This window comes from Bacillus sp. GMa5/1 (assembly GCF_050172015.1).
GTDB classification, from domain to species: domain Bacteria; phylum Bacillota; class Bacilli; order Bacillales; family Bacillaceae_G; genus Bacillus_A; species Bacillus_A cereus.
Genome location: NZ_JBNLYC010000047.1, coordinates 1 through 23,742, shown reverse-complemented (window position 1 = coordinate 23,742; position 23,742 = coordinate 1). Strand labels below are relative to the sequence as shown.

Genomic DNA, 23,742 nt, shown 5'->3' with positions numbered 1-23,742 from the left:
AAGAGGTCAATTTTATTTGGCCTCTTTTTCTGTTTTATTGTCTCTTTTTATTTTTGCTTGTTCAATGCTTGCCTGTAATGTCTCCATAATATTAATGATGTTCGGAGTTGGAGAGATTGTTTCAGTTTTTTCCTGTTGTTCAATTTTATTCTCGATTAATTCGGTAAGGGCTTCTTTATATTCATCTGTATACATTTCTTGTTCAAAAGGATTTGTAAGGTGGTGGATTAAATTAATTGCTGCGGTGAGTTCTTGTTTTTGTATAGGATAATTTTCGTTACTTGGTAAGTTAGGTGTATTTGTTATAGCGCGAATTTCATTAGGGTAGTGGATGGTTTGTAACATTAGTCCATCTTCAAAGTTACGGATAATAGCTAAATGTTGTTTTTTTCTAATAGAAATATGAATAAGCCCAAGTTTATTTGTACGTTCAAGAGCTTCTTTTAATAATAAATAGGATTTTTCATGTCCTGGGGTAGGTCCTATAAAATAAGAGCGATCATAAAGAACAGAATCAATTTCGTTATTTTGGACAAAAGATATAATACGAATGGATCGTGGTTCAAGAGCTTGTTGTAATTCAGCTAATTCTTTTTCATCCATAATAATATATTTATGAGGTGCGTATTCATAGGCTTTTACAATATCGTTATCATCAATTTCTTCATCCGTACAATCGGGAGCGAACTTTTTATATTTAATAGGTGTTAAGCATTCTTTATGGAGACTTAAAAATTTTATGTCGTTTTCTTCTACGGCACTGTATAGTTTAATTCCTATATTTAATAGTCCAAGTGAAAGTGCGCCTTTCCAGACGGTATGCAAATGAAACATCTCCCTTCGTTCAAAAATGGTTATGTATATTATGAGATAGTAAGAAATTTCCTATACGTTTTTTGTTTTTTACGGAAGGGATTGGAATATAAAATATATTGACAAGCCCTCTGAAATATTTTAATGTGAGTGTATAAAATTGTGTATAAAGGGGAGTAACTTATTACAATAAAGTCGTCATTACAGGGAGAAACCCTCGGCTTTATTGGCAACGTTTCGTTGTTAGTGAGACCTTTACCAGCAATGGTAAAGGCCCCTTTCTGTCTTTTTGAGGACCCTTACCATATTTGGTAGGGTCCTTTTCGTATACAAAGAGAGGAGATATAAAAATGAAAAAACTTATTAGTAGATTAAGAGTTGTATTTCATGTTCGCCGATTTGTTCCATTCCTATTTGACTTTTTTACTTCAAAAGAGGTTTCAATAAAGAAGAAAATTTTATCTGTTGCTTTTTTAGTTGGGTATGTAGCGATGCCGCTCGATTTAATTCCAGACTTCCTACCGTTTATCGGTATTTTAGATGATATTGGAGTTGTGTTATTTATTTTGAACCGAATTGTAAAAATGGCGCCAGTTCAATTACAAGAAAAGCATAACGTAAACGTAGGATAGGAGTTAAAAATATGGAGCAAATTATTTTAGATATAATCGAGTTTTTAAAGCAGTTTTCTTATTTTGGAGTTGTGTTAGCATTAACGTTTGAATTTATTCCGGCAGAAGTAGTGTTGCCTATGGTTGGGTATTGGGTATACGAGGGAGATATGAATTTTTGGTTGGCTGTATTAGCAGGGACACTTGGTGGAACGACAGGACCTTTAACGTTATATGCACTCGGTTATTACGGTGGTCGTCCGCTATTAATAAAATACGGAAAATACTTCTTTATTAAAGAAGAACAAATTCAAAAAGCAGATGATTTCTTTGAGAAATATGGACCAGTTGTAGCATTTGTTGGACGCTTTGTACCTGGAGTGCGAACGCTTATTTCTGTTCCATGTGGTATGGCAAAAATGAACATATGGAAATTTAGTATTTATACATTTGTAGCAATGTTCCCGTTAACGACTTTGTATGTTTATTTTGGAATGAAATTAGGTCCACATTGGGAAAAAGCAGCAGATGTTGTTGGACAATATATGCTACCGATATTAGGAGGCGTTATTCTTATTGTTGCTAGTATCTTTGTCTATAAATATATGAAAAAAAGAAACAAAACGGAATCTATCTAGTCATTTGAATATTTTTTGAAAATAGATGAATAGTACAGGCAAAAGACTCTGGGGGACATACACATATAGGGAATATAAAAGAGAGAGGGGAAACAACTATGTCTTGTGAGTGCTCAGGGTCAGCGTTAACTTGTTGTCCAGATAAAAATTATGTGCAAGATAAAGTGTGTAGTCCGTGGTCAGGAACTGTAGTGGCGACTGCTATTACGAATGTACTGTACAACAATAATATTAATCAAAATATGATTGGAACAGGGTTTGTTCGATATGACGTCGGACCGGCTCCGATCACACTGACAGTTTTAGATGCAGCAGGCGCTACAATTGATACACAAACATTAAACCCAGGAACAAGTATAGCTTTTACGTACCGTCGTTTCGTAACAATTGAAGTAACTTTACCTGCTGCAACAGCTGGAACATATCAAGGGGAGTTTTGTATAACTACACGTTATCCACTTTCATAATAGAAAAGGAGAGGGCTAAGATGTACAATTCTAACTTATCATGCTGTTCCAGTAAAACACTTGTTCAAGATCAGGTATGTATAGATTGGGCTGCTACTGGTGCGGTAACTGAAACAGTGTATACGAATAATATTACGCAAGATTTATATGCATCAGGTTATGTGAAATATGATGTAGGTACAGCTCCAATTACGGTGAATTTTTTAGTAGGAGCGACAGTGGTGAATACAATTACTGTACAACCACAAAGCAGTGGATCATTTACAGTAAGATACTTTACTACAATTCAAATTGTAACAACAGGAACGGGAGTAAGCCAAGGACAATTATGTCTGACAGTACGTTATCCAATTTCATAAGCAAAAGCATACCAAGTGGTATGCTTTTTTATATAGTTTGTAAGTTAAGGTGGTGAAGAAATTTATAAGCAAAATGAGAATTGACAACAATATTTTCCTTCCATATATCGGGTTGGGTTATTTGGAATATCAATGATAGCCACAGATTGTAAGGATTGACCTGTATATGACATTGTGTTGCCAGGATAGACTGTAAAAGTATTTGTCACCTTTCCGATAATTTGAACGGTAATTCCTGCAGTACTACTAGTACTATTATACACAGAAATGGTACCAGATATTTTAACTACACCATCTCCTTCCCATAAGATTAATGTAGGATTTTCAGAAGGTGGTGGAATTTCTTTTGTTATAAGAAAATTACCGGCAAATTCATTTGTAATTAATTCACAGCCTGGTGGTTCTGGTGGATTAGGTGGATCATAGGGAGGGCAGATGATAGATAAAGGGGCATAACAGCCGATATTTTTTTTACAAGCCATTAGTAGCTCCTCCCTTCATACTTTCTTTTTATTACTATTAAATGTTGGAAAACGATAGTTGTGTTAATAAAGGGGCGAAAAATTTCAGGAAAGTTTGTTTAATAGGCTTCCAAATCATAATAATGAATAAGAGTCTGTTAGACACAAGGTACTTGTATAAGATAATACAAGTAATGTTGGATGTTACAGAAAAATGACTGTATATTTACAAAAGTTAAATAAATTTCATTTTCACTTTAAACGAAGTTAATATGTGTTCGATACAATAACCATTGTAATTAATTCATTATATGAGGAGGATTTACGTGGACAGAACTGATTTACGAAAAGTAAAAGGCCTTATTGGATTATTGATGGTTTTTGTATTAGCATTCGTATCATTTCCATGGAGCACATCAGTTAAAGCAGAAGAGAAAAAGCAAGAAAAGGCATCAAGTGAGAAGAAGATAGTTTTTCCAGTTGTAAGTGATGTACATATTAAAAATAGTGGAACGGATGATACGTTTCGCTGGAAAAGAGCGATTGAACAGTTTAATGCATTAGCACCGAAGCAAGATGCGTTCGTAATTGTGGGAGACTTTACTGATTCAGGATCGGTACAACAGTATGATCGTTTCATGCAAGTATATAATGAAAATGCAAATAAAGATGCGGTACGAATGAATTCTCTAGGGAATCATGATTATTGGAATGGCTTATCAGAAGCTGGAGCGCAAAAGAGATTTTTAGAAAAAACAGGTATGGAATCAATTTATTATCATAAAGTGGTAAAAGGTTATCACTTCCTTGTTATGTCTCCAGAGAATGGAACAACACATGGTTATTATTCGGACAAGCAAATTAATTGGTTAAAAGAAGAAATGGCAAAAGCACAAAAAGATGATCCAGAAAAACCGATTTTTGTATTTTTACATCAACATATTAAAGATACAGTGTACGGTAGTCAGGAATGGGGAACACAAGATAGCACGAAAATTAATGCAGTATTAAAAGAATACCCACAAGTTATTACGTTTTCGGGTCATTCGCATTATCCGTTAGACGATCCAAGATCGATTCATCAAAAAGACTTTACATCAGTTGGTACATCTTCAGTAAGTTATATGGAAGTTGAAGGTGGTAAAGTACAAGGAAATATTCCGCCAGGAGCTAGTACGTTAAGCCAAGGTTTATTAGTAGAAGTAGATGATAAAGAAGTGACGATTAATCGCCGTGATTTCCATACGAATTCTTGGACAGGCGAGCCATGGAAAATCCAGTTACCGGCAAAGAAAGAAACATTTACTCATGTAGAAGATCGTGATAAAGAAAAGCCTTTCTTTGCTAAAGATGCAAAGCTTGCTATATCAAATGTAACAGAAAATGCGGCAACAGTAACATTCCCGCAAGCATTGGACAATCTTCTTGTTCATTCTTATCGTGTACAAGCTAAAGATAAGCAGACTGGAGAAATAAAGAATAAATTGTTAGCATTCTCAGAGTTTTATCGTGATCCAGTGCCAAAAGATCTTACATTTACACTTGCGGGATTAGATGGCGGGAAAGCATATACACTTGAAGTAGTTGCGATTGATTCATTTGGCAATGAAACCGCGCAGCCGTTAACTGCGGAAATTACTACGAAAAAAGATAATATTGACCCGAATGTGAAAGTACCAAAAGCTGATGTTTTCGATGTAAACTTTGCAGATGGTACATTTAAAGACAATTCACCATTTGGTACAAAAGGTGATGTGAAGGGCAATGTGACTATTGAATATGATAAAGCATTGAAGAAGAATGTTATGAAGTTAAACGGAAAAGCAAATACATTTGGATACCTTCCATTTTCAGCAGCACAAAAAGAGAAAATAGTAAATACGTTTACATTAGAAACTGTATTTTCAATGAATGAAATTCGCGGACAAGGTATTTTGCAAAATACAGAGAGCGGCGGAATTGGATTTGAGTCTACAGGAAGTGGATATGTTGAATTATGGGCTCACATTGGAGGTAGCTATAAACGTGTTGGTGTTCAATTAGAAGCGAACAAAACGTATCATTTAACAGGAACGTATAACGGAAGCGAAGTGGCAATTTACGTAGATGGTAAAAAAGTAAATAGTCAGCCAGCTCAAGGAAAAGTTTATAACCCGAACGTACCATTTGCATTTGGAGCGGATCCTGATAGTAACGGAAATGGTGGTATTCCGTTAAATGGACAAATCGCGTTAGCAAAATTATATAGTAAAGCTTTAAGTTCTTCAGAAGTATTAGCATCATACAATGAGTTTTCTAACCGTACGAAGTTAGGGCAAGTAAATGCGTTATTTGAAGAGCTTGGAAAAGTAAAAGAAGTGTTAGTTAGTACGTATGAATTTGGTGATAAGCCAGGTCAATATTCAAAGGAAGCCTTTCAAGAATTAGAGAAAAGCTATAACATTGCAAAGCAAGCATTTGAAAATGTAGGAAGTACTGGGGAACAAATTATTCAAACATATACCGAATTAAAATCAGCTAATGTAACATTCGTACAATCAAAAGTGGCAGAAGAACAACCAAAAACAACGAAAGAAAAATTACAGATCAATATTGAATCTGCAAAAGCAGTAGTGAAGAAAGCGCAAGCTGTAAATGTAACAGATGGTTCAGTGAAATCATTGCAACAAAAAATTACAGTTGCAGAAGCTGTATTACAAGATGTGCAAGTAAAAGATGCACAGGTAGAAACGATGAATCGTACATTAGAGTATGCGATTTCACTTGTTGAAAAAAGTATGAACAAATAAGAGAGAAGAAAAGAAGCTTATCATGATAGGCTTCTTTTTTGTTATACTAAAAGTAGCATAGAAAGAAGGAGCGAATAATTTGGAACAGAAAAAGCTAAAAAGAATTCTTGAATATGTATGGATCGCGGTTGTGCTCCTTGTAGGATATTATTTATTAAAAGATAAAAGTATTTGGGTTTTATTCTTAATGACGTTTTTATTAGCAGGATTAGGAACGTTATTTATTAACTTCTTCTTTGATAGTTTGAATGCCTGGAAGAAGAAAAAGAAGGGCACGAAGTAAAGGAGGGAATATATGCAAAAGTGGAAGCTCATATATCAGGTGATTATTTTCTTAGTGCTTGTGGGTATTGGAATGATCAAATACTCGACACCAATAGGAAATTGGGCATGGTTTACAGCTTGCATCGGCATATTTTTCATTTTACAATCGTTAACGAAAAAATATAATAGTACAGAAAGATAGCTCGCCATTTTATCGGCGAGCTATTTTGTTATGCTTTTTTCTGTTCATCATTTGTTTTTTCAATAGCTAAATGACTATGCTTTCTAGAGTAGAAGAAATAGAAGCATAAGCCGACTATAAGCCAAACTGCAAAGCTAATCCATGTTGTTTTAGACAAATTGATCATTAAATATAAGCAGCAAAGAATCGCGACAACTGGTAGTACAGGTACGAAAGGTGTGCGGAATCCGCGTTTTAAGTCAGGATGTGTTTTTCGTAAAATAAGTACTGCGCAGCAAACGAATGTAAAGGCTGTTAACGTGCCGATGTTTACTAAATTCGCTAGCAAATGTAAGTCTAAAAGGCCTGCTAATAAAGCAGCAACAACGCCAGTAATCCACGTATTTAATAAAGGGATTTTTACTCTTTTATTTACACGTGCTAACGCTTTTGGAAGTAGACCGTCACGGCTCATTGCATATGAAACGCGAACTTGTCCATACATAACGACTAAGAGGACGGTTGTCATTCCAGTCATCGCTCCAACAGCGAGTAGTCCTGCAATTGTATCCTCACCAACGAAATGCAATGCAAATGCAACTGGATCAGAAACGTCTAATTGCGTATAAGGAACCATACCTGTTAAAACGAAAGATACAATCATATATAAAACAGTACAAATAAGAAGAGAACCGATAATACCAATTGGTAAATCACGCTGCGGTTTTTTCGTTTCTTCTGCAGCGGTTGCGATTGCATCAAAACCTAAAAAGGCGAAAAACACAGTGGCAGCGCCAGTAATAATACCGTCGTATCCGAATGGAATGAACGGTGTCCAGTTTTCAGGTTTTACATATTTTGCGCCTGCTACGATAAAAGCGATAATAACTGCTAGCTTGATAAGAACCATAATATTATTAATGCGAGCGCTTTCGCGTATACCGAAACTTAAAAGACCAGTAATAAGAAGTAAAATACAGACAGCAGGTAAATCGATGAGACCACCTTTTCCTACGCCGGGGGCCGAGGCGATTATGGCGGGCAGGTGTATATTGAACCCTTGTAGTAATGATTGCAAATAACCAGACCAACCGACAGCTACTGCTGCAACGGCAAGTAAATATTCGAGCATTAAACACCATCCAACGATGAAGGCGACGACTTCTCCGACTGTCATGTATGCGTAAGTATACACACTTCCTGAGACAGGAATAGAAGAAGCAAATTCAGCGTAACAAAAGGCTACACAAGCACAAGTAAATGCAGCAATAAGGAATGATAGCATAATACCAGGACCAGAATGTTTTGCTGCAACAATACCTGTTAATACAAAGATCCCTGTCCCAATTACGGCGCCGATTCCTAAAAACGTTAAATCGAGTGCAGTTAATGTTCTAGCTAGCTGCTTTGGTGATTCAGTACTAAGCGCTTTTTTTCGTAATAATGACTTCACTTTGGACTCTCCCCCCGTTTTTTCATTTCCATAACTGCGACTATAGTATGAGCCCATTAAAAAAGAGTAAGTAAGGAAGTGGAGGTGCAGTTATGGTATATAGTTTTTAAAATTGCTGGATTAATCTTAATATAATTCAGAATATTTTGTCAAATAAAAATATGACAAATAAAATGCGGATCAATAGGGGAAACTACTTGCAGAAATGGACGGGGGTTAACGACCCACTGATTAAAGTTAAAGTAGGAGCAGATGCTATGTTATTTTATTTTGAACTTGTCGTCATTTTACTTTGTACGAAATTAGCTGGTGACATTAGTGTAAGACTTGGTCAGCCTTCTGTACTTGGTAAGTTAATTGTCGGTATTATTATCGGTCCGGCTGTACTCGGTATTATTAATAGTTCTGAACTGATTGATGAACTGAGTGAGATTGGTGTTTTGTTGCTTATGTTTATGGCGGGACTTGAAACGGATTTAGAAGAGTTAAATCGGAATTTGAAATCGTCATTTGCAGTAGCGGCTGGTGGAATTATTTTTCCTTTCATCGGTGGTTATGTAACAGGATTGCTGTTTGGATTAATACAGTCCCATGCCATTTTTTTAGGGTTATTACTTTGCGCAACATCGGTTAGTATTACGGTCCAGACGCTACGTGATCTAGGAAAAATGAATACGAGAGAAAGTACAACAATTTTAGGTGCTGCCGTATTTGATGATGTCATTGTCGTTATTTTATTGGCATTTGTAATGAGTTTTTTAGGAACACAAGATGTGAATATAACACTTGTCATTGTAAAGAAAATTATTTTCTTTGTAAGTATTGTTTTTATTGCTTGGAAAGTCGTTCCTTGGATTATGAAAATGCTTGTACCGCTTCGTGTAACAGAAGCGTTAATTAGCGCGGCTCTTATTATTTGCTTCTCTTTTTCTTATTACAGTGAAATGATGGGAATTGCAGGCATTATTGGAGCATTTGCAGCAGGAATTGCTATTTCTCAAACAGAGTATAAGCATGAGGTGGAACATAAAATTGAACCGATTGCTTATGCAATATTTGTTCCAGTATTCTTCGTAAGTATCGGAATGGAAATTACATTTCAAGGCATTGGAAGCCAGCTTTGGTTCATTATTATTATGACTCTCATTGCAATTTTCACAAAGTTAATCGGATCAGGTTTAGGAGCGAGACTGACAGGATTTAATCTCCAATCTTCTATTAGTATTGGCGCGGGGATGGTATCACGTGGTGAAGTAGCGCTTATCATCGCTGCAAATGGACTTACGGCGAATTTATTAGCGAAAGAAAATTTCACAGCGATTGTTATTGTTGTTATATTGACGACGATTATTACACCGCCACTTTTGAAGAAATATTTTGTATAGAGAGGAAGGGCTTATCTGATGTAGGTAAGCTCTTTTTTTATTCCCAAAAGCAATGATCATATAGCATGAAGGGTTTGTAATTATGGTAAAATCTATGTATGTGATATGACAAGGAGAGGGAAGTGTGCAGATTACGAAGGAGAAGGTTATTGGTGTAATCGTACTTATTGCAGTATGTATACCATTTACTGCATGGAAAGAATCAAAAGTGAAAGATTTTCCGGTTTCTATTTTTTCGGAAGAAGCAGATGGTGAGTACGGTCAGAAGCTGAAATATACTGCTTTTTTACCTGATGTTGCGATTTGGATGAACGGTTGGGAAAAGAAGTGGACAGAAGGGGAAAGAACTGTTTATCAAAAAGGGAATCGCATTGTAAATGTGTTTCATCCTCCTGGCGATGATGGTTTTTACCTTATTGAAGCAAGAGAAAATAAGTGAACGCAACCGTAAGAAGTGGAGGTTAAATAGTGAAAGCTTCAACATTACTATTTAAAATTGAAAGTAATATGGATCAATTTTCACCAGCTGAGAAGAAGGTTGCCATGTACATAGTGGAGAATGCAGAGATTGTACCGAATTTAACGACGAAAGAAGTGTCAACGAATGCAGGCGCAAGTGAAGCGAGTGTCGTTCGCTTTTGTAAATCGATTGGAATCGGAAGTTTTAAAGCATTTAAGATAGCACTCGTTCGTGAATTAACGATTGCTGATTATAATATTAACGATTTTTCAGTGATGAATACAGAAGATGGACCGTATGATTTATTTAATAAAGTTACTTATGTGAATAAAGCTGCAATTGAGGCGAGCGTGACGGCGATAGATAAAAAAGAACTTGAAAAAGCTGCAGATCGTATTGTAAATGCCGATAAAATTATCTTTTATGGAGTAGGTGGATCAGCTACTCCGGCGATGGACGGAGCTTATAAATTTACAAGGCTCGGATTTACAGCGATGATGCTATCTGATTTTCATATGATGTTGCCGCTTGTGACGAATTTAAAAGAAGGCGATATATTTGTTGCGATTTCAACATCTGGTCGAACGAAAGATGTGCTTGAAATGGCGCAGTATGCAAAGAGACAAGGTGCAACTGTTATTGGAATTACGAAACTAGATCAATCATCACCGTTATATAAAGAAGCGGATATTCGCCTTTGTATGCCAGATGTAGAACAAGATCATCGTATTGCGAGTATTGCTTCGAGAATGACGCAATTGAATATGATCGATGCTTTATATGTGATTACTTTCAATCGAATTGGTAATAAAGTATTGAATCAATTTATGGAGACACGAGAAGAAGCGTTGCGGTTACGGAAGTTAAAGTAGAAGAAAAGATGAGGAGACTCATCTTTTTTTATCCCCCTATTTGCCGTGCAGTAAGACCCTCACTTCAAAATTCAGCGGAAGCAAAGAAAGTTAGGTGGGGATCAACTGCCCGTAAATGCCCGATTGGTGCGGGCTAATAATCAGTGGGGATGAACAAAACCCACACTGATTAAAGTTTCACTTTATGATCTTTGACAAAAATATGTCATGTCGTGAAATTTTATTTCATAAAATAAGAAAGAGTGATTGATTTTTAGTTTCTTAAAGTTATAATAAAAGTGTGAAATATAATTTCAAAGAGGGTGGCAATATGTTAGAAAATTTATCGACAGAACATCGTAATGAGAAAACAATGAATTTGGATGAGATGAGCATAAAAGAAGTGTTACAAAGTATGAATGAAGAAGATCGAACTGTTGCGTTAGCAGTTGAAAAAGAGATAGAACAAATTGAAAAGGTTGTACAGACTGTTATTAAATCTTTTGAAGAAGAGGGACGTTTAATTTACATTGGTGCTGGTACGAGTGGTCGTTTAGGTATTCTAGATGCAGTGGAATGTCCGCCGACATTTGGCACGGATGATAAAATGGTGCAAGGATTTATAGCAGGTGGATTGAAAGCGTTTACTAAAGCGGTGGAAGGTGCCGAAGATCGCGAAGAGTTAGCAGAAGAAGATTTAAAAAGTATTGGATTAAATGAGAAAGATACAGTGATTGGAATTGCTGCAAGTGGCAGAACTCCTTACGTAATTGGCGGCTTGAAATACGCACAGAGTGTAGGAGCGAGTACAGCGAGTATTTCTTGTAATAAAAATGCTGAAATAAGTAAATATGCAAAGTTAAATGTGGAAGTAGAGACAGGTGCAGAAATATTAACAGGATCAACGCGTTTAAAAGCTGGTACAGCACAAAAATTAGTGTTGAATATGATTTCAACAGCTTCGATGATTGGTGTAGGAAAAGTATATAAAAACTTAATGGTAGATGTTCAATCCACAAATGAAAAGTTAGTAGAACGGTCAAAACGAATTATTGTGGAAGCAACAGGCGCTAGTTATGAAGTAGCGGCAGAGTATTATGAAAAGACAGAACGTAACGTAAAAGCTGCCATTGTTATGGTGTTGTTGCAGTGTGAATATGGGGAAGCACTGGAGAAACTAAAATACGCTAAAGGGTTTGTGAAGAAAGCACTATAAAATAATAGGGAGGGGGATTCTATTATGAAGAAAGAAGAGAGAATGGCCAAGGAAATTTCGGAGCAACTTGGAGGAATAAAAAATATTCGTAGTATTGCTCATTGTATGACGAGACTACGATTAACGCTTCATGATGAAAGTAAAGTAAATATGGACCTTTTGAAAAAAGTTGAAGGCGTTATGGGTGTTATAGAAGATGAGACGCTTCAAGTTGTCGTTGGTCCAGGAACAGTAAATAAAGTGGCAGCTGAAATGGAAGGTTTGACAGGACTACGAATTGGTGAGGTAGCAGATCATCACCTTGAAGATATTGGGCAAGAGATGAAATCAGAGATTAAGAAGAAAAATAATACACCGGTGAAAAACTTTTTACGAAAAATAGGAAGTATTTTCATCCCATTAATTCCAGGTCTTGTTGCGTCAGGAATTATAAACGGGGTTGCTAACTTTGCGAAAAACGCTGGTGCTGATCCAAATGCAACGTGGTTACAAATGTTACTACTCATTGGCGGCGGTATCTTTACATTCTTAGGAATTTTAGTTGGTTGGAATACAGCGAAAGAGTTCGGCGGGACACCGGTTCTTGGGGCAATTGCTGGTATTTTAATTTTCAATCCGGCGATGGCAAACGTAAAATTGTTTGGTGAAGCATTAGTGCCCGGACGGGGCGGATTGTTCGCAGTTATTTTTGCAGCATGGCTTATGGTTGTAGTGGAAAGACAAGTTCGAAAAGCAGTGCCGAATGCAGTTGATATAATCGTGACACCACTCATTACTGTATTAGTTGTAAGTATCGTAACGATGTTAGCAATTCAGCCATTAGCAGGTTTCTTATCAGATGGTATTACGAGCGGAATTAATGCGATTTTAAATATTGGCGGAGCATTTGCTGGCGCAGTACTTGCGGGAACATTTTTACCTCTCGTTATGGTCGGATTGCATCACGGTTTAACACCAATTCACATGGAATTTATTAATCAAACACACGTAACACCTTTATTACCAGTACTAGCAATGGCTGGTGCTGGCCAAGTGGGCGCAGCAATTGCGATTTATGTGAAAACAAAAAACAAACGACTTCGAAATGTAATTAAAGGTGGATTGCCAGTTGGCTTTTTAGGAATTGGTGAGCCGCTATTATACGGGGTTACATTACCACTTGGGAAACCGTTTATTACTGCTTGTTTAGGAGCGGCTGTCGGTGGTGCATTCCAAGCAGTTATGCAAACAGCTTCTCTTGGAATTGGTGTATCAGGGCTATCTTTAATTCCGTTAATTGCTGACAATAAATATTTACTATATTTCTTAGGTTTAGTAATTGCATATGCTTTCGGATTTATCTTTACGTACTTCTTCGGATTTAAAGAAGAAATGGCAGAAAACATATAGAGAAAGGGATTCCTTTCTCTTTTTCTATTAATAGAGAGGGAGATTTATATGATCGGAGTTTCCATTTATCTTTCAAAAGAACGAGTAGAGAAACAAGAAGAGTGGCTAAAAGTAGCGAAGGAACATGGGTTTACATCTATTTTTACATCACTGCACATTCCAGAAGATGATCCAAATACGTATAAAGAGTTAATTCAAATATTAGGGAAACAAGCTTTTGCACATGAAATGGAGCTAATGGTTGATGTTTCTCCAAAATCGTTACACCATTTAGGGCTAACATATGAAAATGTGGAAGAGCTATTGGACTGGGGTATTACCGGTTTAAGAATGGATTACGGCATTGCGCCAAAAGAAATTGCAAGCGTATCTCATAAGATGAAAGTAGCTTTAAATGCGAGTACGATTACAAAGTCATTTTGGAAAGAATTACTTACAGAACATATAAGAGTAGAGAATGTAGAAGCATGGCACAATTTTTACCCGCGCCCAGAGACAGGACTAGCAAAGTCCTTCTTACAAAAACAAAATCAATATTTACAGAAGTGCGGAATAAAGACAATGGCATTTATTCCAGGAGATGCGGAAAAACGTGGTCCGTTATATGAAGGGTTACCAACGTTAGAAAAACATCGCAATATGCGCCCGCTTGAAGTGTACTTAGAACTTGTACAAGATTGTGGTGTTGATAAAGTATTGATTGGAGATATAAGCGCAAGTTTAGAAAGTATGCACGAAGTAGCTAGTGCAAGTAGAGGGATTATTCCATTGCGTTACAAATCATTTATAACTGATAAAGAAGTATTAAAAGTGGTAGAGCAAGTGCATACAAATAGACTAGATCCGTCTCGTGATGTTATTCGATCTGTAGAATCAAGGGAAGGAAATAGAGTGGTGATAAAGCCGATGCATACAATTGTAAGAAAGAAAGGGAGCATTACAATTGATAATGAATTGTACGGTAGATATGCAGGGGAGATGCAAGTTGCCACATATGATTTACCTGTAGATGAGAAAGTGAATGTTGTTGGAATGGTTGTGGAAGAGGACGTTTCTTTGCTGCCTTATATTGGCGCTGGAAAAATGTTTCAACTTTTTCTATGCGATAGAATAAAAGCTTGAATTAGCGCTATTTTGTAAGAAAACATTATCCGTAAAACGGATAATGTTTTTGTTTTCTTTAAAAAAGTATTTGACGAATGAAATAAAATACCGTATTGTTTTGACTTGTAAATAAAAGTTCACCATAACAAAACAAAAAGGAGAGTTCAAAATGAATCAATATATTGGGAATTTAATTATTCGTATCGTGTTAGGAGTTACGTTCTTTGCACATGGTTTAGCAAAGTTTCAATCAGGTATCGATAATGTAGCAGGGTGGTTTACAAGCATCGGTTTACCAGGTGGCCTTGCATACGGCGTAGCAACAGTTGAATTAGTTGGTGGTATATTATTAATTATCGGTTTAGGTGTACGATATGTAGGATTGTTATTCGCTCTTATTTTAGCTGGAGCTATCGTAAAGGTAAATGGAGCAGCAGGTTTATTAGGAGATGGAAAGAATCCAGGATATGAATTAGATCTTGCATTATTATCAATGGGTGCGTATTTATTCGTAGTAAAAGCAGAAGGATATGTAGATCGTTTCTTAAAAGAGAAAGTAATGAAAACGAAGTAAATTTTATTTATAAATGTTGACTTGAAGAATTATTGTAACTATAATGATTACAGCTAATAGATTAAGAGTAAAACAATTTAAATGTTTTTTTACACAAGATGTAACTGTTGTGGTTACGTCTTGTGTAAAAATAAATAAACGGGAGGAAGTAATATGCCTAAATCAAATTTAGAAATTATTAAAAGCACGTATGAAGGATCAGCTTCTTCGAATGCAAAGCATTTAGCAGAAGCCCTCTCTGAAAAAGTGGAATGGACAGAGGCAGAAGGTTTTCCGTACGGCGGAACATATAAAGGCATAGAAGCTATAATGGAAAATGTATTTAGCCGTTTAGGATCAGAATGGGATGATTATAAAGCAAGTGTAAATACATATCATGAAGTAAACGGAAAAGATGTAATTATTGCTGAAGGTATGTATTCTGGAGTTTATAAAGAAACAGGAAAATCATTTGAAGCAGAATTTGTTCATGTATGGCAACTTGAGAACGGAAAAATCGTGAAGTTTAAGCAATATGTAGATAGTCATATTGTTAGGGAAGCGATGAAGAGATAATGCTTTTTAAATGGATCGTAGGTATATGCATTACAATTATAGTAATTTTCTCGTCTATAGTTGGCGGAAAGAAATTGCTTGCATATGTGGAAAAAGAAAATAAAAATATTCAAACCGAGCGAGCGGCAAACGAAAAAGAGAAAAAAGCTGCAGAAGAAGCTCCGCAAATTAGTGAAGGTGAAATTATTTCTACTATGCATAAAATGGTGCACCAAAAGGTAAAATCCTCTGAAAAATGGGGATTTGTAGAGATGACAAAAAAGGAAATTTCTAATGTAAAAAGAGATATTGAAAATAGTACAGGTTTTCAATATAAAATGAAGTTATTTTCTATTATAAATAGGTGGGAAAAAGGAGATTTTTCTCAAACTGTTGAGGAGCATAACTTTTTATGGAGCCTTCAAGGTGGAGATACTGGCAAGGCGACGGAACGTTTATCGCCAGAAGAGGAAAAGCAGTATATAAGAGAAATGAAGAGTAAATAAAAACATCGCCAACCTAGATGACGATGTTTTTTCATTAAGAATGTTTTCGTATTAAAGGTCTAGTTGGCTGAACGGCAACAGTTTTGAAATGAGAAAATAAATAACATCCTGTTACAACGACAATTGTCCCTAAAATTTGTATCCACGTTAATTCTTCTCCGAGAAATATGAATGCTAAAATGGCTGTGAAAATTGGATTGAAGTTTAGAAAAATACCTGATGTAGTTGCGCCTAATTTTTGTACGCCAATATTCCAAAATACCATACAAAGAACTGTCGAAATAAGCCCAGTATATAAAAGTGATGTGATGAAAGAAGTATTTATATTTGAAACAGTGAAGCTACCTATGTTAAACGGTAGTAATAAAATAACGCCGAAAATACCAGAGTACAACGTTGCCATAAGTGGTGTAGTTGTTTTTGTTGCCCATTTACTACAAACAGAATAGATTCCCCAAATACAAACCGCTGCAATCATCCATAAATCACCGCTATTAAAATGTAGTGAAAATAAAAGCGAGAAATCACCTTTTAATAGGACGAGGATGACCCCGAAGAATGAAAGAATCATGGATAGGATTTGAAGTGTATTTACTTTTTCTTTTAGAAATAATACTGAAAATAATGCGATTGAAATTGCATTCAATGTAGAAATAAGACCTACATTCGTAGCGGATGTTTTTTCTAATGCTAAAAATTGAAAGATGTTAAAAAGAGCGACTCCTGAAATTCCCATGAATATTAACGGAAGTATCGCGGTACGTGGTGGAAGGATTTTCTTTTCTTTAAACCATACCATTGGTAATAAACAAACAATCGCAATCAGCCACCTTAAACTTGTCAGTGTCATAGGTGATGCATGATCGACGAGTGATTTTCCAACGACGAAATTTCCTCCCCATAATAAGCTCGTTAGTAATAGTAAAAAGACGTAAAAATAAGGCATGATAAAATCCCCTTTTTTGTAATCAATACTTATTGTAAATAATTTTAGCATTTTTCTTTATTGTGTAATATATTCTTTTGTATAATGGTGAAAACTCGATAAAATATTTAGTTTGAAATGATATTTACAGAAAAATATTCAGTTTTATATAAATTATAAGTTGTTTTTTCGAATAATCATCGGTAAGAAAAAAGGAGGAATTGTAATGGAGTCGTCTGTTATTAAAGTGTTGGATGATTTGGATGTACAAATTTTAGATATATTGCAGAAGGATTCACAAGTAAGTAATGCAGAGCTGGCACGTCGCGTTAAATTATCACCGGCTGCGATGCATGCAAGAATAAAAAGGTTAGATGGGGAAGGTTTCATCGATAAGCAAGTTGCGATTTTAAATCAAGAAAAGCTTGGGTTTGATTTATTATGCTTTATTTTTATGAGTACGAATATTCATCAATTTGACAAGTTGGAAGTGTTGGAGAAAGAATTAGAATCGATGCCTGAAGTGTTAGAATGTCACTGTTTAACAGGAGAGTACGATTATTTATTAAAGGTTGCAAATCGTGATCGTAAAGAACTAGAGCAGTTTATTAGAAAACTGAATAAGCTTGGTATTACAAGGATACAGACAAGTTTAGCACTTCGTGAAATTAAATATTCGACGGTATTGCCGATACGAAATGAGGAACCGAGCATCGATTAGATTGCTTGGTTTTTTGTTTGTATAAATTGATTGACGAGGAGAAAAGAGAGATGTATTATTATATAAAATTATGAATTAAAATTCATTTTGAGTTATAAATATTAATATCGAGGGCAAGGGGATGTAATATGAAAATCTGTAATGCGGTGACGAGTGATGTGAAAGAAATTTATAGTCTTATTGAGGTTTATGCAAAAGAGGGAGTTGTTTTACCACGTTCTCTTTTGTCTCTTTATCAATATTTGCAATGTTTATATGTTATGAAAGAAGACGAGAGAATTGTTGGAGTTGCTGGATTGCATGTATTAGGGGAAGATCTTGCAGAAATACGATCGTTAGTAGTTTCGCATACATATGCAGGGAAAGGAATAGGGCGTATGCTCGTAAATCATGTAATGGAGGAAGCTACGAAAATAAATGTAAGAAGAGTAATTTCCTTAACATATGAAACAGTATTTTTTCAAAAGTGTGGATTTGATTTTGTAAATAAAGAAGCGTTGCCAGAGAAAGTATGGATTGATTGTAGACATTGCCCAAAGATGGATTATTGTGATGAAGTGGCGATGGTGCGGTATGTTGGATGAAAAATTTATAGAGAAAAAGTTCCCGCTATTATTTACATATATAGTGGGAACATATATTTCCATAAGAAATGGACAGGTTATTAAGAATTTGAATTCGTTTGTCTTACGGCAAAATTATAAAGTGGATCTTTAAGTTCATAGTTATACGTTAAACCGTCGACAATTCCTACAACTTTATCATTATCATAAAGGTCGAGCATAAATTGTGCCATTTGTTTTGCAGTGTGGAATTTCGGTACAACATTATCGTATTCGAACTCATCAATACCAAATGAACGTTTTGCAAATTCTGTTTCAGTTGCCCCAGGTGCTAAAACCTTTGCTTGCAGTTTTGCGCCTTGTTCTTTCAGTTCGTGAGACAGCCCTTCTGTAAAGGCACTTACATAAAATTTTGTAGCGCAATATGTAACAGCATCAGCAACAATCGTGTATCCGCCGCCCGATGAAACGTTAATAAGCTGTGTTCCGTCAACCATTGAATAATCTCGAACGAAAAGAGAAGAGAGTATTGTTAGTGCTTCTATATTGACATGCAACATCGTCTCGATTTTATTTAAATTTTGTTCGGCAATTGAGGCGAAATTACCAAAACCTGCGTTATTAATCCACGTTTCAATTTGAAAAGCTTGTAGGCTTTCATAAAGTTTATAAACATCTTCAGTAACAGATAAATCAGTTCGTCGAATGACAACATCTAACTCTGGATGCATTTCGTTAATTTTCAATTTTAATCCATCTAATTCTTCTTGTCTTCGAGCTACAAGTACTAAATTTTTCCCGCGAGATGCAAATGCTAAAGCTGCTTCATAACCAATTCCGGAACTTGCACCAGTAATAACAGTGTATTTCATATAAAATCCCCCTAAATTCAAATTTATTTATGGTTAGATTGTATTTGTTAGAGTATACTCTAAGTCAAATGTTTTTTATAAATTTGATACGTTCATAAAATATATAAGGATAAGCATGTGGAGGGAGTTTAGTATGTATACAATTAGTGAGGTAGCAAAATTATTAGGCGTGAGCACACATACACTACGTTATTATGAAAAGGAAAATATATTGATTGCAAATCGTGATACAAATGGAAATCGACTTTACGAAGAGTCACATATAAAGTGGTTGCAGTTTGTAATGAAATTAAAACAAACGCAAATGCCAATAGCAAAAATAAGAGAATACGCTAGATTATATACAGAAGGGGAGCATACAACAGAAGCTCGTTTACAGCTCCTAGAAGATCATAGGAAATCTATTCAGATTCAAAGAGAAAACTTAGAGGTTACAGAGAAGATGCTTGAGAATAAAATTCGTGCATACAAAGGCTCATTGGAAAATAAATAGATGGTTGTTATGTGATGAAAAATGGATTTGATCTATGAGTATTTCATCATAGTGTATGGATAAATAAAAAAGAGCAGCTAGCAAAAGCTAACTGCTCCATTCAAGGGATCTCTCCAAGGGGGAGTGGAGAAAATATTATGTTACTAGCATTATTGACAGATTATTAAAAAATATACAAATAGGATGAAAGAAATTTTAAATAAACTTTCGGCATTGACAATTTTTAAAATGTTCATGTACAATATATATATATGAATGACATTCAGTCATTTTCGTGTGACAGGATGCAGTTAGCTTAGAAATGGAACAAATACAATGGTAAATGAGGATGATAGTTGTTTTTATATAGTATTGATGAAAGAGTATATTTTTTTAAAATAAAAATGACTGATAGTCAGTCATGAAGGGTGAGAGGTATGAAAAATAGAGCTTGGTTATATGTCATATTAACATGTATCTTTGAAATTTTTTGGGTGTTTGGTTTTAATACGGCCGATACTTGGTGGCATTGGATTATTATTTTAGGAGTTATTGCTGTTGATTTTCACTTCCTTTCTAAAGCGTGTGAACATCTTGCAACAGGGACTGTATATGCTGTTTTCGCTGGAGCTGGTACGGTAGGTACTTTTTTAATGGATGTATTTCTTTTCGGCGGAAGTTTCAGTGTAGGGAAGTTATTTTTTATCGTGATGGTTGTAGCTGGCGTTATCGGTTTAAAGCTAGCTGATAATAAAGAAGAAACTGTGGAAGGAGCTGCTTAAAAATGGGTTGGTTTTTCGTATTTTGTGCTGCAATTAGTGAAATAGTCGGTGTGATAGGACTTAAAATGTATAGTAAAGATAAGACATTAGCCAATGGTGCGATTTATATCGGTGGGTTTGCTACATCCTTCGCATTTTTGTATACTTCCTTCTTATTTTTACAAGTAAGTGTCGCGTATGCGGTTTGGATTGGTATCGGAACAGCAGGTGCAGTTTTGTTAAACATGTTCTTGTTTGGTGAGTCGAAAAGTAAAGCGCGTATCATTAGTGTGTTTCTTATTGTATGTGGAGTGACAGGATTAAAGGCACTTTCTTAAAGATATATTGTATTTTTATCTCCTAATTGTTTATTAGGAGATTTTATTATAAAAAAATGATTTCCTCTTAGAGTTCACTATCATTGACAGTACAATCGATTATCTTATAAAATGAGTGACAGTCATTCAATATGCGTGTGAAAGGGTTTAGATGATGAATAAAAAAGAGAAAATTGTCTATGCAGCTATTGAAGTGTTTCAGGAAAAGGGCGTCGAAAAAACGAAGATTTCTGATATCGTGAAATTAGCTGGCATTGCGCAAGGAACTTTCTATTTATATTTTCCTTCTAAGTTATCTGTTATGCCTGCAATAGCAGAAGTGATGGTTGAAAAGATGATACTTGCAGTGAAAGAAAAAGTGCAAAACGATGCGCCTTTCTCAAGTAAAGTGACGCAAGTAATAGATGCGGTGTTTCACTTTATAGCTGAATATCGTGAAATACAAGCTTTAATGTATGCTGGTCTTGCATCTACAGAACATATAAAAGAATGGGAAGCTGTGTATGAGCCTCTTTATATGTGGCTAAGTGAATTTTTAAATGAGGCAAAAGAAGCCGGTGAAATTCGTGATTCGGTTCACGCAGAGCGAACAGCGAAGTTATTTATCGCTCTAGTTGAATCAGCAGCGGAACAAGTGTATTTATATGATCATAAAGATGATGAGCAAGTCGATTTGCAAAAGGCAGAAGTACTAGATTTTTTAACACATGCACTACATATAAAGAAATAGTGAGATGAACCTGTCTGAAAAGGTAGGTTCATTTTTGAGGAAAACTGAATGATAGTCATTCATCTAATGCGTATGTATGTGTGGAAGGATAGTGTGAAATTCTAACGAGTAGGGGGCATCTCTACTCATGACTAGCCCACAAATAGAAGGATAAAGAAAAAGCTTCTTGGGCATTATTTTTTGAGAGGAACTTACGGGAAGAGGTGTTAAAAAGTGAAGAAACCGATAAAAGAACAAAAGATGGTATTGGTCATTCTTTTGAGTAATATATTTATCGCTTTTCTAGGGATTGGATTAATCATTCCGGTTATGCCGTCCTTTATGAATGATATGCATTTAACAGGGAAGACGATGGGATATCTCGTTGCAGTGTTTGCAATGGCACAGCTCATTACTTCACCTATTACAGGCCGGTGGGTTGATCTTTACGGTAGAAAGAAAATGATAATCATTGGATTATTTATTTTTGGTGTTTCAGAGCTTCTTTTTGGATTAGGAAAAGATGTATGGATGCTTTATGTAGCAAGGGTATTAGGCGGAATTAGTGCTGCTTTTATTATGCCTGGTGTTACGGCGTATGTTGCGGATATTACATCTATTCAGGAACGTCCAAAGGCGATGGGATACTTATCTGCGGCTATTAGTACTGGATTCATTATAGGTCCTGGAATCGGCGGATTTATTGCAGAATACGGTATACGTGTGCCGTTTTTCGTTGCAGCAGTAATTGCTTTTATAGCATGTGTGATTTCGATCTTTATTTTAAAAGAACCGTTAACGAAAGAAGAACTTGCAGAGATTTCTTCTAATACGAAGGAATCAAGTTTTATTGGTGATTTAAAGAAATCATTACATCCAATGTATGCAATTGCATTTATTATCGTATTTGTACTCGCATTCGGATTATCAGCGTATGAAACAGTGTTTAGCTTGTTCTCTGATCATAAATTTGGCTTCTCGCCGAAAGATATCGCAGCAATTATTACAATTAGTTCAATCTTTGGGGTAGTTGTGCAAGTATTTATGTTTGGCAAATTGGTAGACATGTTCGGTGAGAAAGTGTTAATTCAAATATGTTTAATTGTAGGTGCAGTATTAGCATTCGTCTCAACTGTAGTCTTTAATTATTGGATTGTACTTCTCGTTACTTGCTTCATTTTCTTAGCATTTGATTTACTTCGTCCAGCTTTAACGACATTTTTATCAAAAGCAGCCGGAAAAGAGCAAGGATTCGTCGCTGGTATGAACTCGACTTATACGAGTTTAGGAAATATCGCAGGACCAGCGATGGGCGGAATATTATTTGATATGAATATTCATTATCCATATGCATTTTCAGGCGTTGTTTTAATAGTTGGTCTCGGCATTACATTTATGTGGAGAGAGAAACAGTTGGCTGAAAGTTTTGCGAAGTAATAAAACCCCTTACGACGTGAGGTAAAGTGACCCCCGACAACGGGACACATATCAAAACACCTAAACCATCTGTTCCCTAAATTCTTTAGGGGATAGGTGGTTTTATTTTTATTGGATTTTCACATAATTGTAGTGATGAATGTATTCTAGCACAATCTTTCGCACAGTTTGGATACTTTTGTTATCTTTTGTGAATCGAAAGCTTCACTTTTTAAATGGCCAAAGAAGCTTTCCATGACGGCATTATCATGGCAATTTCTTTTACGGGACATGCTGGTGATGATGCCGTTTTGTTTGGCATACGCTTGAAATTCCTTCGCAGTATAAATACTTCCTTGATATGAGTGAAGGATGACATTTTTTACTTTTCACCCTCTCATTGCTTGTTTCAATGTCTTCGTCGCTAATGTCAGTGTTTGTAATTCGTTGATGACACAACTAATAATTTCGCGATTAAGGGCATCCATGATCGTTGATAAATATAAGGTACGCTCTCCTAATAAGCGATACGTCACATCCGTAAACCTGGATGTATTGAATTGGCACTCCAATCGATCAGGGGCTACCATTGGTTCCACACCATTGATATATTTCTTTTTTTCGACGTCCTTTACTTTCTCTTCTAAATGGGATACCACCCGCATTTTAACGAAAGTATACGCTAAGCAAATTTTGACATAAAAAAAGCCGATTTTTCTACTCTAAGAAATTTTCGATTCTAATTCGTTATAGGTTAGTTGTTACTTTGTGTGCTTCATATTCTTTCACTATTTTATAAAAGTATTTTTCTTCAGTTTTAATAGTTTCATAAACTTAACTCCTGTTATTTCACTATTTTTCTACCTTGGATAAATTTATTGTGTGAATATTTTACATATAAAATTATCCC

At 35.5% G+C, this 23,742-nt stretch carries 28 protein-coding genes and 1 pseudogene; 23 read left to right on the top strand and 6 right to left on the bottom strand.

Translation table 11 applies throughout. The annotated features are described in order from the left end of the window. Positions 1-12 precede the first annotated feature (12 nt). A complete protein-coding gene (locus tag ACQGSG_RS13855) occupies positions 13-825 on the bottom strand; it encodes a Ku protein (protein ID WP_098396375.1) in 813 nt (270 codons plus the stop codon). A gap of 338 nt (positions 826-1,163) precedes the next feature. On the opposite strand from ACQGSG_RS13855, the gene ACQGSG_RS13850 reads away from it, so the two are divergent. The 4 genes from ACQGSG_RS13850 to ACQGSG_RS13835 all read left to right on the top strand — a co-directional run bounded on the left by ACQGSG_RS13850 (position 1,164) and on the right by ACQGSG_RS13835 (position 2,888). Beyond that, the gene (locus ACQGSG_RS13850) at positions 1,164-1,445 is read left to right on the top strand and encodes a YkvA family protein (RefSeq protein WP_000733854.1); all 282 of its coding nucleotides are present in this window, start codon (positions 1,164-1,166) and stop codon (positions 1,443-1,445) included. 11 nt (positions 1,446-1,456) lie between these two features. Beyond that, complete coding sequence (locus ACQGSG_RS13845) at positions 1,457-2,062, top strand: DedA family protein (protein ID WP_000435017.1); 606 nt, start codon at positions 1,457-1,459, stop codon at positions 2,060-2,062. A 98-nt stretch (positions 2,063-2,160) separates the two neighbouring features. Next, a complete protein-coding gene (locus ACQGSG_RS13840) occupies positions 2,161-2,529 on the top strand; it encodes a DUF3992 domain-containing protein (protein WP_001277547.1) in 369 nt (122 codons plus the stop codon). Between the two features lie 20 nt (positions 2,530-2,549). Next, positions 2,550-2,888: a DUF3992 domain-containing protein gene (locus tag ACQGSG_RS13835; RefSeq protein WP_000282809.1), complete on the top strand. Its 339-nt coding sequence runs from the start codon at positions 2,550-2,552 to the stop codon at positions 2,886-2,888. Between the two features lie 62 nt (positions 2,889-2,950). Here the strand turns inward: ACQGSG_RS13835 and ACQGSG_RS13830 are convergent, their stop codons facing one another. Further along, positions 2,951-3,370 (bottom strand): S-Ena type endospore appendage, encoded by a 420-nt coding sequence (locus ACQGSG_RS13830; protein WP_000752308.1) that lies wholly within the window; start codon positions 3,368-3,370, stop codon positions 2,951-2,953. Between the two features lie 305 nt (positions 3,371-3,675). On the opposite strand from ACQGSG_RS13830, the gene ACQGSG_RS13825 reads away from it, so the two are divergent. From ACQGSG_RS13825 to ACQGSG_RS13815, 3 genes are all read left to right on the top strand, one after another. Beyond that, positions 3,676-6,138: an FN3 and LamG domain-containing metallophosphoesterase family protein gene (locus tag ACQGSG_RS13825; RefSeq protein WP_325842983.1), complete on the top strand. Its 2,463-nt coding sequence runs from the start codon at positions 3,676-3,678 to the stop codon at positions 6,136-6,138. Between the two features lie 79 nt (positions 6,139-6,217). Next, a complete protein-coding gene (locus ACQGSG_RS13820; protein WP_000435800.1) occupies positions 6,218-6,421 on the top strand; it encodes a hypothetical protein in 204 nt (67 codons plus the stop codon). Between the two features lie 12 nt (positions 6,422-6,433). Next, entirely contained in the window at positions 6,434-6,604 is a 171-nt protein-coding gene (locus ACQGSG_RS13815) for a hypothetical protein (RefSeq protein ID WP_001174850.1), read from the top strand. A gap of 28 nt (positions 6,605-6,632) precedes the next feature. Here ACQGSG_RS13815 and ACQGSG_RS13810 read toward each other — a convergent pair whose 3' ends face one another. Further along, positions 6,633-8,036: an amino acid permease gene (locus tag ACQGSG_RS13810; RefSeq protein WP_084065439.1), complete on the bottom strand. Its 1,404-nt coding sequence runs from the start codon at positions 8,034-8,036 to the stop codon at positions 6,633-6,635. 161 nt (positions 8,037-8,197) lie between these two features. Between ACQGSG_RS13810 and ACQGSG_RS13805 the strand changes: the two genes are divergently transcribed. The 9 genes from ACQGSG_RS13805 (at position 8,198) to ACQGSG_RS13765 (ending at position 16,055) form a co-directional block, all read left to right on the top strand. After that, complete coding sequence (locus ACQGSG_RS13805) at positions 8,198-9,421, top strand: cation:proton antiporter (RefSeq protein ID WP_061113410.1); 1,224 nt, start codon at positions 8,198-8,200, stop codon at positions 9,419-9,421. Between the two features lie 124 nt (positions 9,422-9,545). After that, positions 9,546-9,860: an outer surface protein gene (locus ACQGSG_RS13800; protein ID WP_325842982.1), complete on the top strand. Its 315-nt coding sequence runs from the start codon at positions 9,546-9,548 to the stop codon at positions 9,858-9,860. Between the two features lie 29 nt (positions 9,861-9,889). Further along, positions 9,890-10,753, top strand: a complete 864-nt coding sequence (locus ACQGSG_RS13795; RefSeq protein ID WP_325842981.1) for a MurR/RpiR family transcriptional regulator — start codon at positions 9,890-9,892, stop codon at positions 10,751-10,753. Between the two features lie 310 nt (positions 10,754-11,063). Continuing rightward, entirely contained in the window at positions 11,064-11,948 is an 885-nt protein-coding gene (gene murQ / locus ACQGSG_RS13790; protein WP_426947508.1) for an N-acetylmuramic acid 6-phosphate etherase, read from the top strand. A gap of 24 nt (positions 11,949-11,972) precedes the next feature. Beyond that, positions 11,973-13,337, top strand: a complete 1,365-nt coding sequence (locus tag ACQGSG_RS13785; protein WP_000711293.1) for a PTS transporter subunit EIIC — start codon at positions 11,973-11,975, stop codon at positions 13,335-13,337. 48 nt (positions 13,338-13,385) lie between these two features. Then, positions 13,386-14,459 carry a MupG family TIM beta-alpha barrel fold protein gene (locus ACQGSG_RS13780; protein ID WP_325842980.1) on the top strand — a complete coding sequence of 358 codons (1,074 nt, stop codon included), beginning with the start codon at positions 13,386-13,388 and terminating at the stop codon, positions 14,457-14,459. Between the two features lie 151 nt (positions 14,460-14,610). Further along, positions 14,611-15,015, top strand: coding sequence for a DoxX family protein (locus ACQGSG_RS13775; protein ID WP_001077751.1), 405 nt, complete (start codon positions 14,611-14,613; stop codon positions 15,013-15,015). Positions 15,016-15,168: 153 nt separating this feature from the next. Next, entirely contained in the window at positions 15,169-15,570 is a 402-nt protein-coding gene (locus ACQGSG_RS13770) for a nuclear transport factor 2 family protein (RefSeq protein ID WP_001126688.1), read from the top strand. Continuing rightward, positions 15,570-16,055 (top strand): PRK06770 family protein, encoded by a 486-nt coding sequence (locus ACQGSG_RS13765; protein ID WP_000897980.1) that lies wholly within the window; start codon positions 15,570-15,572, stop codon positions 16,053-16,055. The genes ACQGSG_RS13770 and ACQGSG_RS13765 overlap by 1 nt, the downstream gene beginning before the upstream one ends. Before the next feature lie 34 nt (positions 16,056-16,089). Here the strand turns inward: ACQGSG_RS13765 and ACQGSG_RS13760 are convergent, their stop codons facing one another. Further along, complete coding sequence (locus ACQGSG_RS13760) at positions 16,090-17,001, bottom strand: DMT family transporter (protein WP_097842361.1); 912 nt, start codon at positions 16,999-17,001, stop codon at positions 16,090-16,092. A 205-nt stretch (positions 17,002-17,206) separates the two neighbouring features. Here ACQGSG_RS13760 and ACQGSG_RS13755 point away from each other — a divergent pair, with 205 nt between their 5' ends. Together ACQGSG_RS13755 and ACQGSG_RS13750 are read left to right on the top strand one after the other, a co-directional pair. Next, positions 17,207-17,701, top strand: coding sequence for an Lrp/AsnC family transcriptional regulator (locus ACQGSG_RS13755; protein ID WP_084065430.1), 495 nt, complete (start codon positions 17,207-17,209; stop codon positions 17,699-17,701). A 128-nt stretch (positions 17,702-17,829) separates the two neighbouring features. Then, positions 17,830-18,285, top strand: coding sequence for an N-acetyltransferase (locus ACQGSG_RS13750; RefSeq protein ID WP_000686666.1), 456 nt, complete (start codon positions 17,830-17,832; stop codon positions 18,283-18,285). 80 nt (positions 18,286-18,365) lie between these two features. Here ACQGSG_RS13750 and ACQGSG_RS13745 read toward each other — a convergent pair whose 3' ends face one another. Continuing rightward, the gene (locus ACQGSG_RS13745) at positions 18,366-19,136 is read right to left on the bottom strand and encodes an SDR family NAD(P)-dependent oxidoreductase (RefSeq protein WP_000878073.1); all 771 of its coding nucleotides are present in this window, start codon (positions 19,134-19,136) and stop codon (positions 18,366-18,368) included. A gap of 133 nt (positions 19,137-19,269) precedes the next feature. Between ACQGSG_RS13745 and ACQGSG_RS13740 the strand changes: the two genes are divergently transcribed. From ACQGSG_RS13740 to ACQGSG_RS13720, 5 genes are all read left to right on the top strand, one after another. Next, complete coding sequence (locus tag ACQGSG_RS13740; protein WP_098595458.1) at positions 19,270-19,629, top strand: MerR family transcriptional regulator; 360 nt, start codon at positions 19,270-19,272, stop codon at positions 19,627-19,629. A gap of 416 nt (positions 19,630-20,045) precedes the next feature. Beyond that, on the top strand, positions 20,046-20,390 hold the full coding sequence (locus ACQGSG_RS13735; RefSeq protein ID WP_000796016.1) for a DMT family transporter: 345 nt from the start codon (positions 20,046-20,048) through the stop codon (positions 20,388-20,390). A gap of 2 nt (positions 20,391-20,392) precedes the next feature. After that, entirely contained in the window at positions 20,393-20,707 is a 315-nt protein-coding gene (locus ACQGSG_RS13730; RefSeq protein ID WP_000539671.1) for a DMT family transporter, read from the top strand. 151 nt (positions 20,708-20,858) lie between these two features. After that, positions 20,859-21,437: a TetR family transcriptional regulator gene (locus tag ACQGSG_RS13725; RefSeq protein WP_001999151.1), complete on the top strand. Its 579-nt coding sequence runs from the start codon at positions 20,859-20,861 to the stop codon at positions 21,435-21,437. A 213-nt stretch (positions 21,438-21,650) separates the two neighbouring features. Beyond that, entirely contained in the window at positions 21,651-22,853 is a 1,203-nt protein-coding gene (locus ACQGSG_RS13720) for an MFS transporter (protein WP_000742956.1), read from the top strand. Positions 22,854-22,913: 60 nt separating this feature from the next. Here the strand turns inward: ACQGSG_RS13720 and ACQGSG_RS13715 are convergent. Then, positions 22,914-23,455, bottom strand: a pseudogene (locus ACQGSG_RS13715) (DDE-type integrase/transposase/recombinase); the annotation flags it as partial. Positions 23,456-23,742 lie beyond the last annotated feature (287 nt).

Excerpts from the sequence above, each read along its gene's own strand:
- ACQGSG_RS13850 (WP_000733854.1), top strand. The coding sequence starts at position 1,164 with ATGAAAAAACTTATTAGTAGATTAAGAGTTGTATTTCATGTTCGCCGA.
- ACQGSG_RS13845 (WP_000435017.1), top strand. The coding sequence starts at position 1,457 with ATGGAGCAAATTATTTTAGATATAATCGAGTTTTTAAAGCAGTTTTCT.
- ACQGSG_RS13840 (WP_001277547.1), top strand. The coding sequence starts at position 2,161 with ATGTCTTGTGAGTGCTCAGGGTCAGCGTTAACTTGTTGTCCAGATAAA.
- ACQGSG_RS13835 (WP_000282809.1), top strand. The coding sequence starts at position 2,550 with ATGTACAATTCTAACTTATCATGCTGTTCCAGTAAAACACTTGTTCAA.
- ACQGSG_RS13830 (WP_000752308.1), bottom strand. The coding sequence starts at position 3,370 with ATGGCTTGTAAAAAAAATATCGGCTGTTATGCCCCTTTATCTATCATC.
- ACQGSG_RS13815 (WP_001174850.1), top strand. The coding sequence starts at position 6,434 with ATGCAAAAGTGGAAGCTCATATATCAGGTGATTATTTTCTTAGTGCTT.
- ACQGSG_RS13805 (WP_061113410.1), top strand. The coding sequence starts at position 8,198 with ATGACAAATAAAATGCGGATCAATAGGGGAAACTACTTGCAGAAATGG.
- murQ (WP_426947508.1), top strand. The coding sequence starts at position 11,064 with ATGTTAGAAAATTTATCGACAGAACATCGTAATGAGAAAACAATGAAT.
- ACQGSG_RS13785 (WP_000711293.1), top strand. The coding sequence starts at position 11,973 with ATGAAGAAAGAAGAGAGAATGGCCAAGGAAATTTCGGAGCAACTTGGA.
- ACQGSG_RS13780 (WP_325842980.1), top strand. The coding sequence starts at position 13,386 with ATGATCGGAGTTTCCATTTATCTTTCAAAAGAACGAGTAGAGAAACAA.
- ACQGSG_RS13775 (WP_001077751.1), top strand. The coding sequence starts at position 14,611 with ATGAATCAATATATTGGGAATTTAATTATTCGTATCGTGTTAGGAGTT.
- ACQGSG_RS13770 (WP_001126688.1), top strand. The coding sequence starts at position 15,169 with ATGCCTAAATCAAATTTAGAAATTATTAAAAGCACGTATGAAGGATCA.
- ACQGSG_RS13765 (WP_000897980.1), top strand. The coding sequence starts at position 15,570 with ATGCTTTTTAAATGGATCGTAGGTATATGCATTACAATTATAGTAATT.
- ACQGSG_RS13760 (WP_097842361.1), bottom strand. The coding sequence starts at position 17,001 with ATGCCTTATTTTTACGTCTTTTTACTATTACTAACGAGCTTATTATGG.
- ACQGSG_RS13755 (WP_084065430.1), top strand. The coding sequence starts at position 17,207 with ATGGAGTCGTCTGTTATTAAAGTGTTGGATGATTTGGATGTACAAATT.
- ACQGSG_RS13750 (WP_000686666.1), top strand. The coding sequence starts at position 17,830 with ATGAAAATCTGTAATGCGGTGACGAGTGATGTGAAAGAAATTTATAGT.
- ACQGSG_RS13745 (WP_000878073.1), bottom strand. The coding sequence starts at position 19,136 with ATGAAATACACTGTTATTACTGGTGCAAGTTCCGGAATTGGTTATGAA.
- ACQGSG_RS13740 (WP_098595458.1), top strand. The coding sequence starts at position 19,270 with ATGTATACAATTAGTGAGGTAGCAAAATTATTAGGCGTGAGCACACAT.
- ACQGSG_RS13735 (WP_000796016.1), top strand. The coding sequence starts at position 20,046 with ATGAAAAATAGAGCTTGGTTATATGTCATATTAACATGTATCTTTGAA.
- ACQGSG_RS13730 (WP_000539671.1), top strand. The coding sequence starts at position 20,393 with ATGGGTTGGTTTTTCGTATTTTGTGCTGCAATTAGTGAAATAGTCGGT.
- ACQGSG_RS13725 (WP_001999151.1), top strand. The coding sequence starts at position 20,859 with ATGATGAATAAAAAAGAGAAAATTGTCTATGCAGCTATTGAAGTGTTT.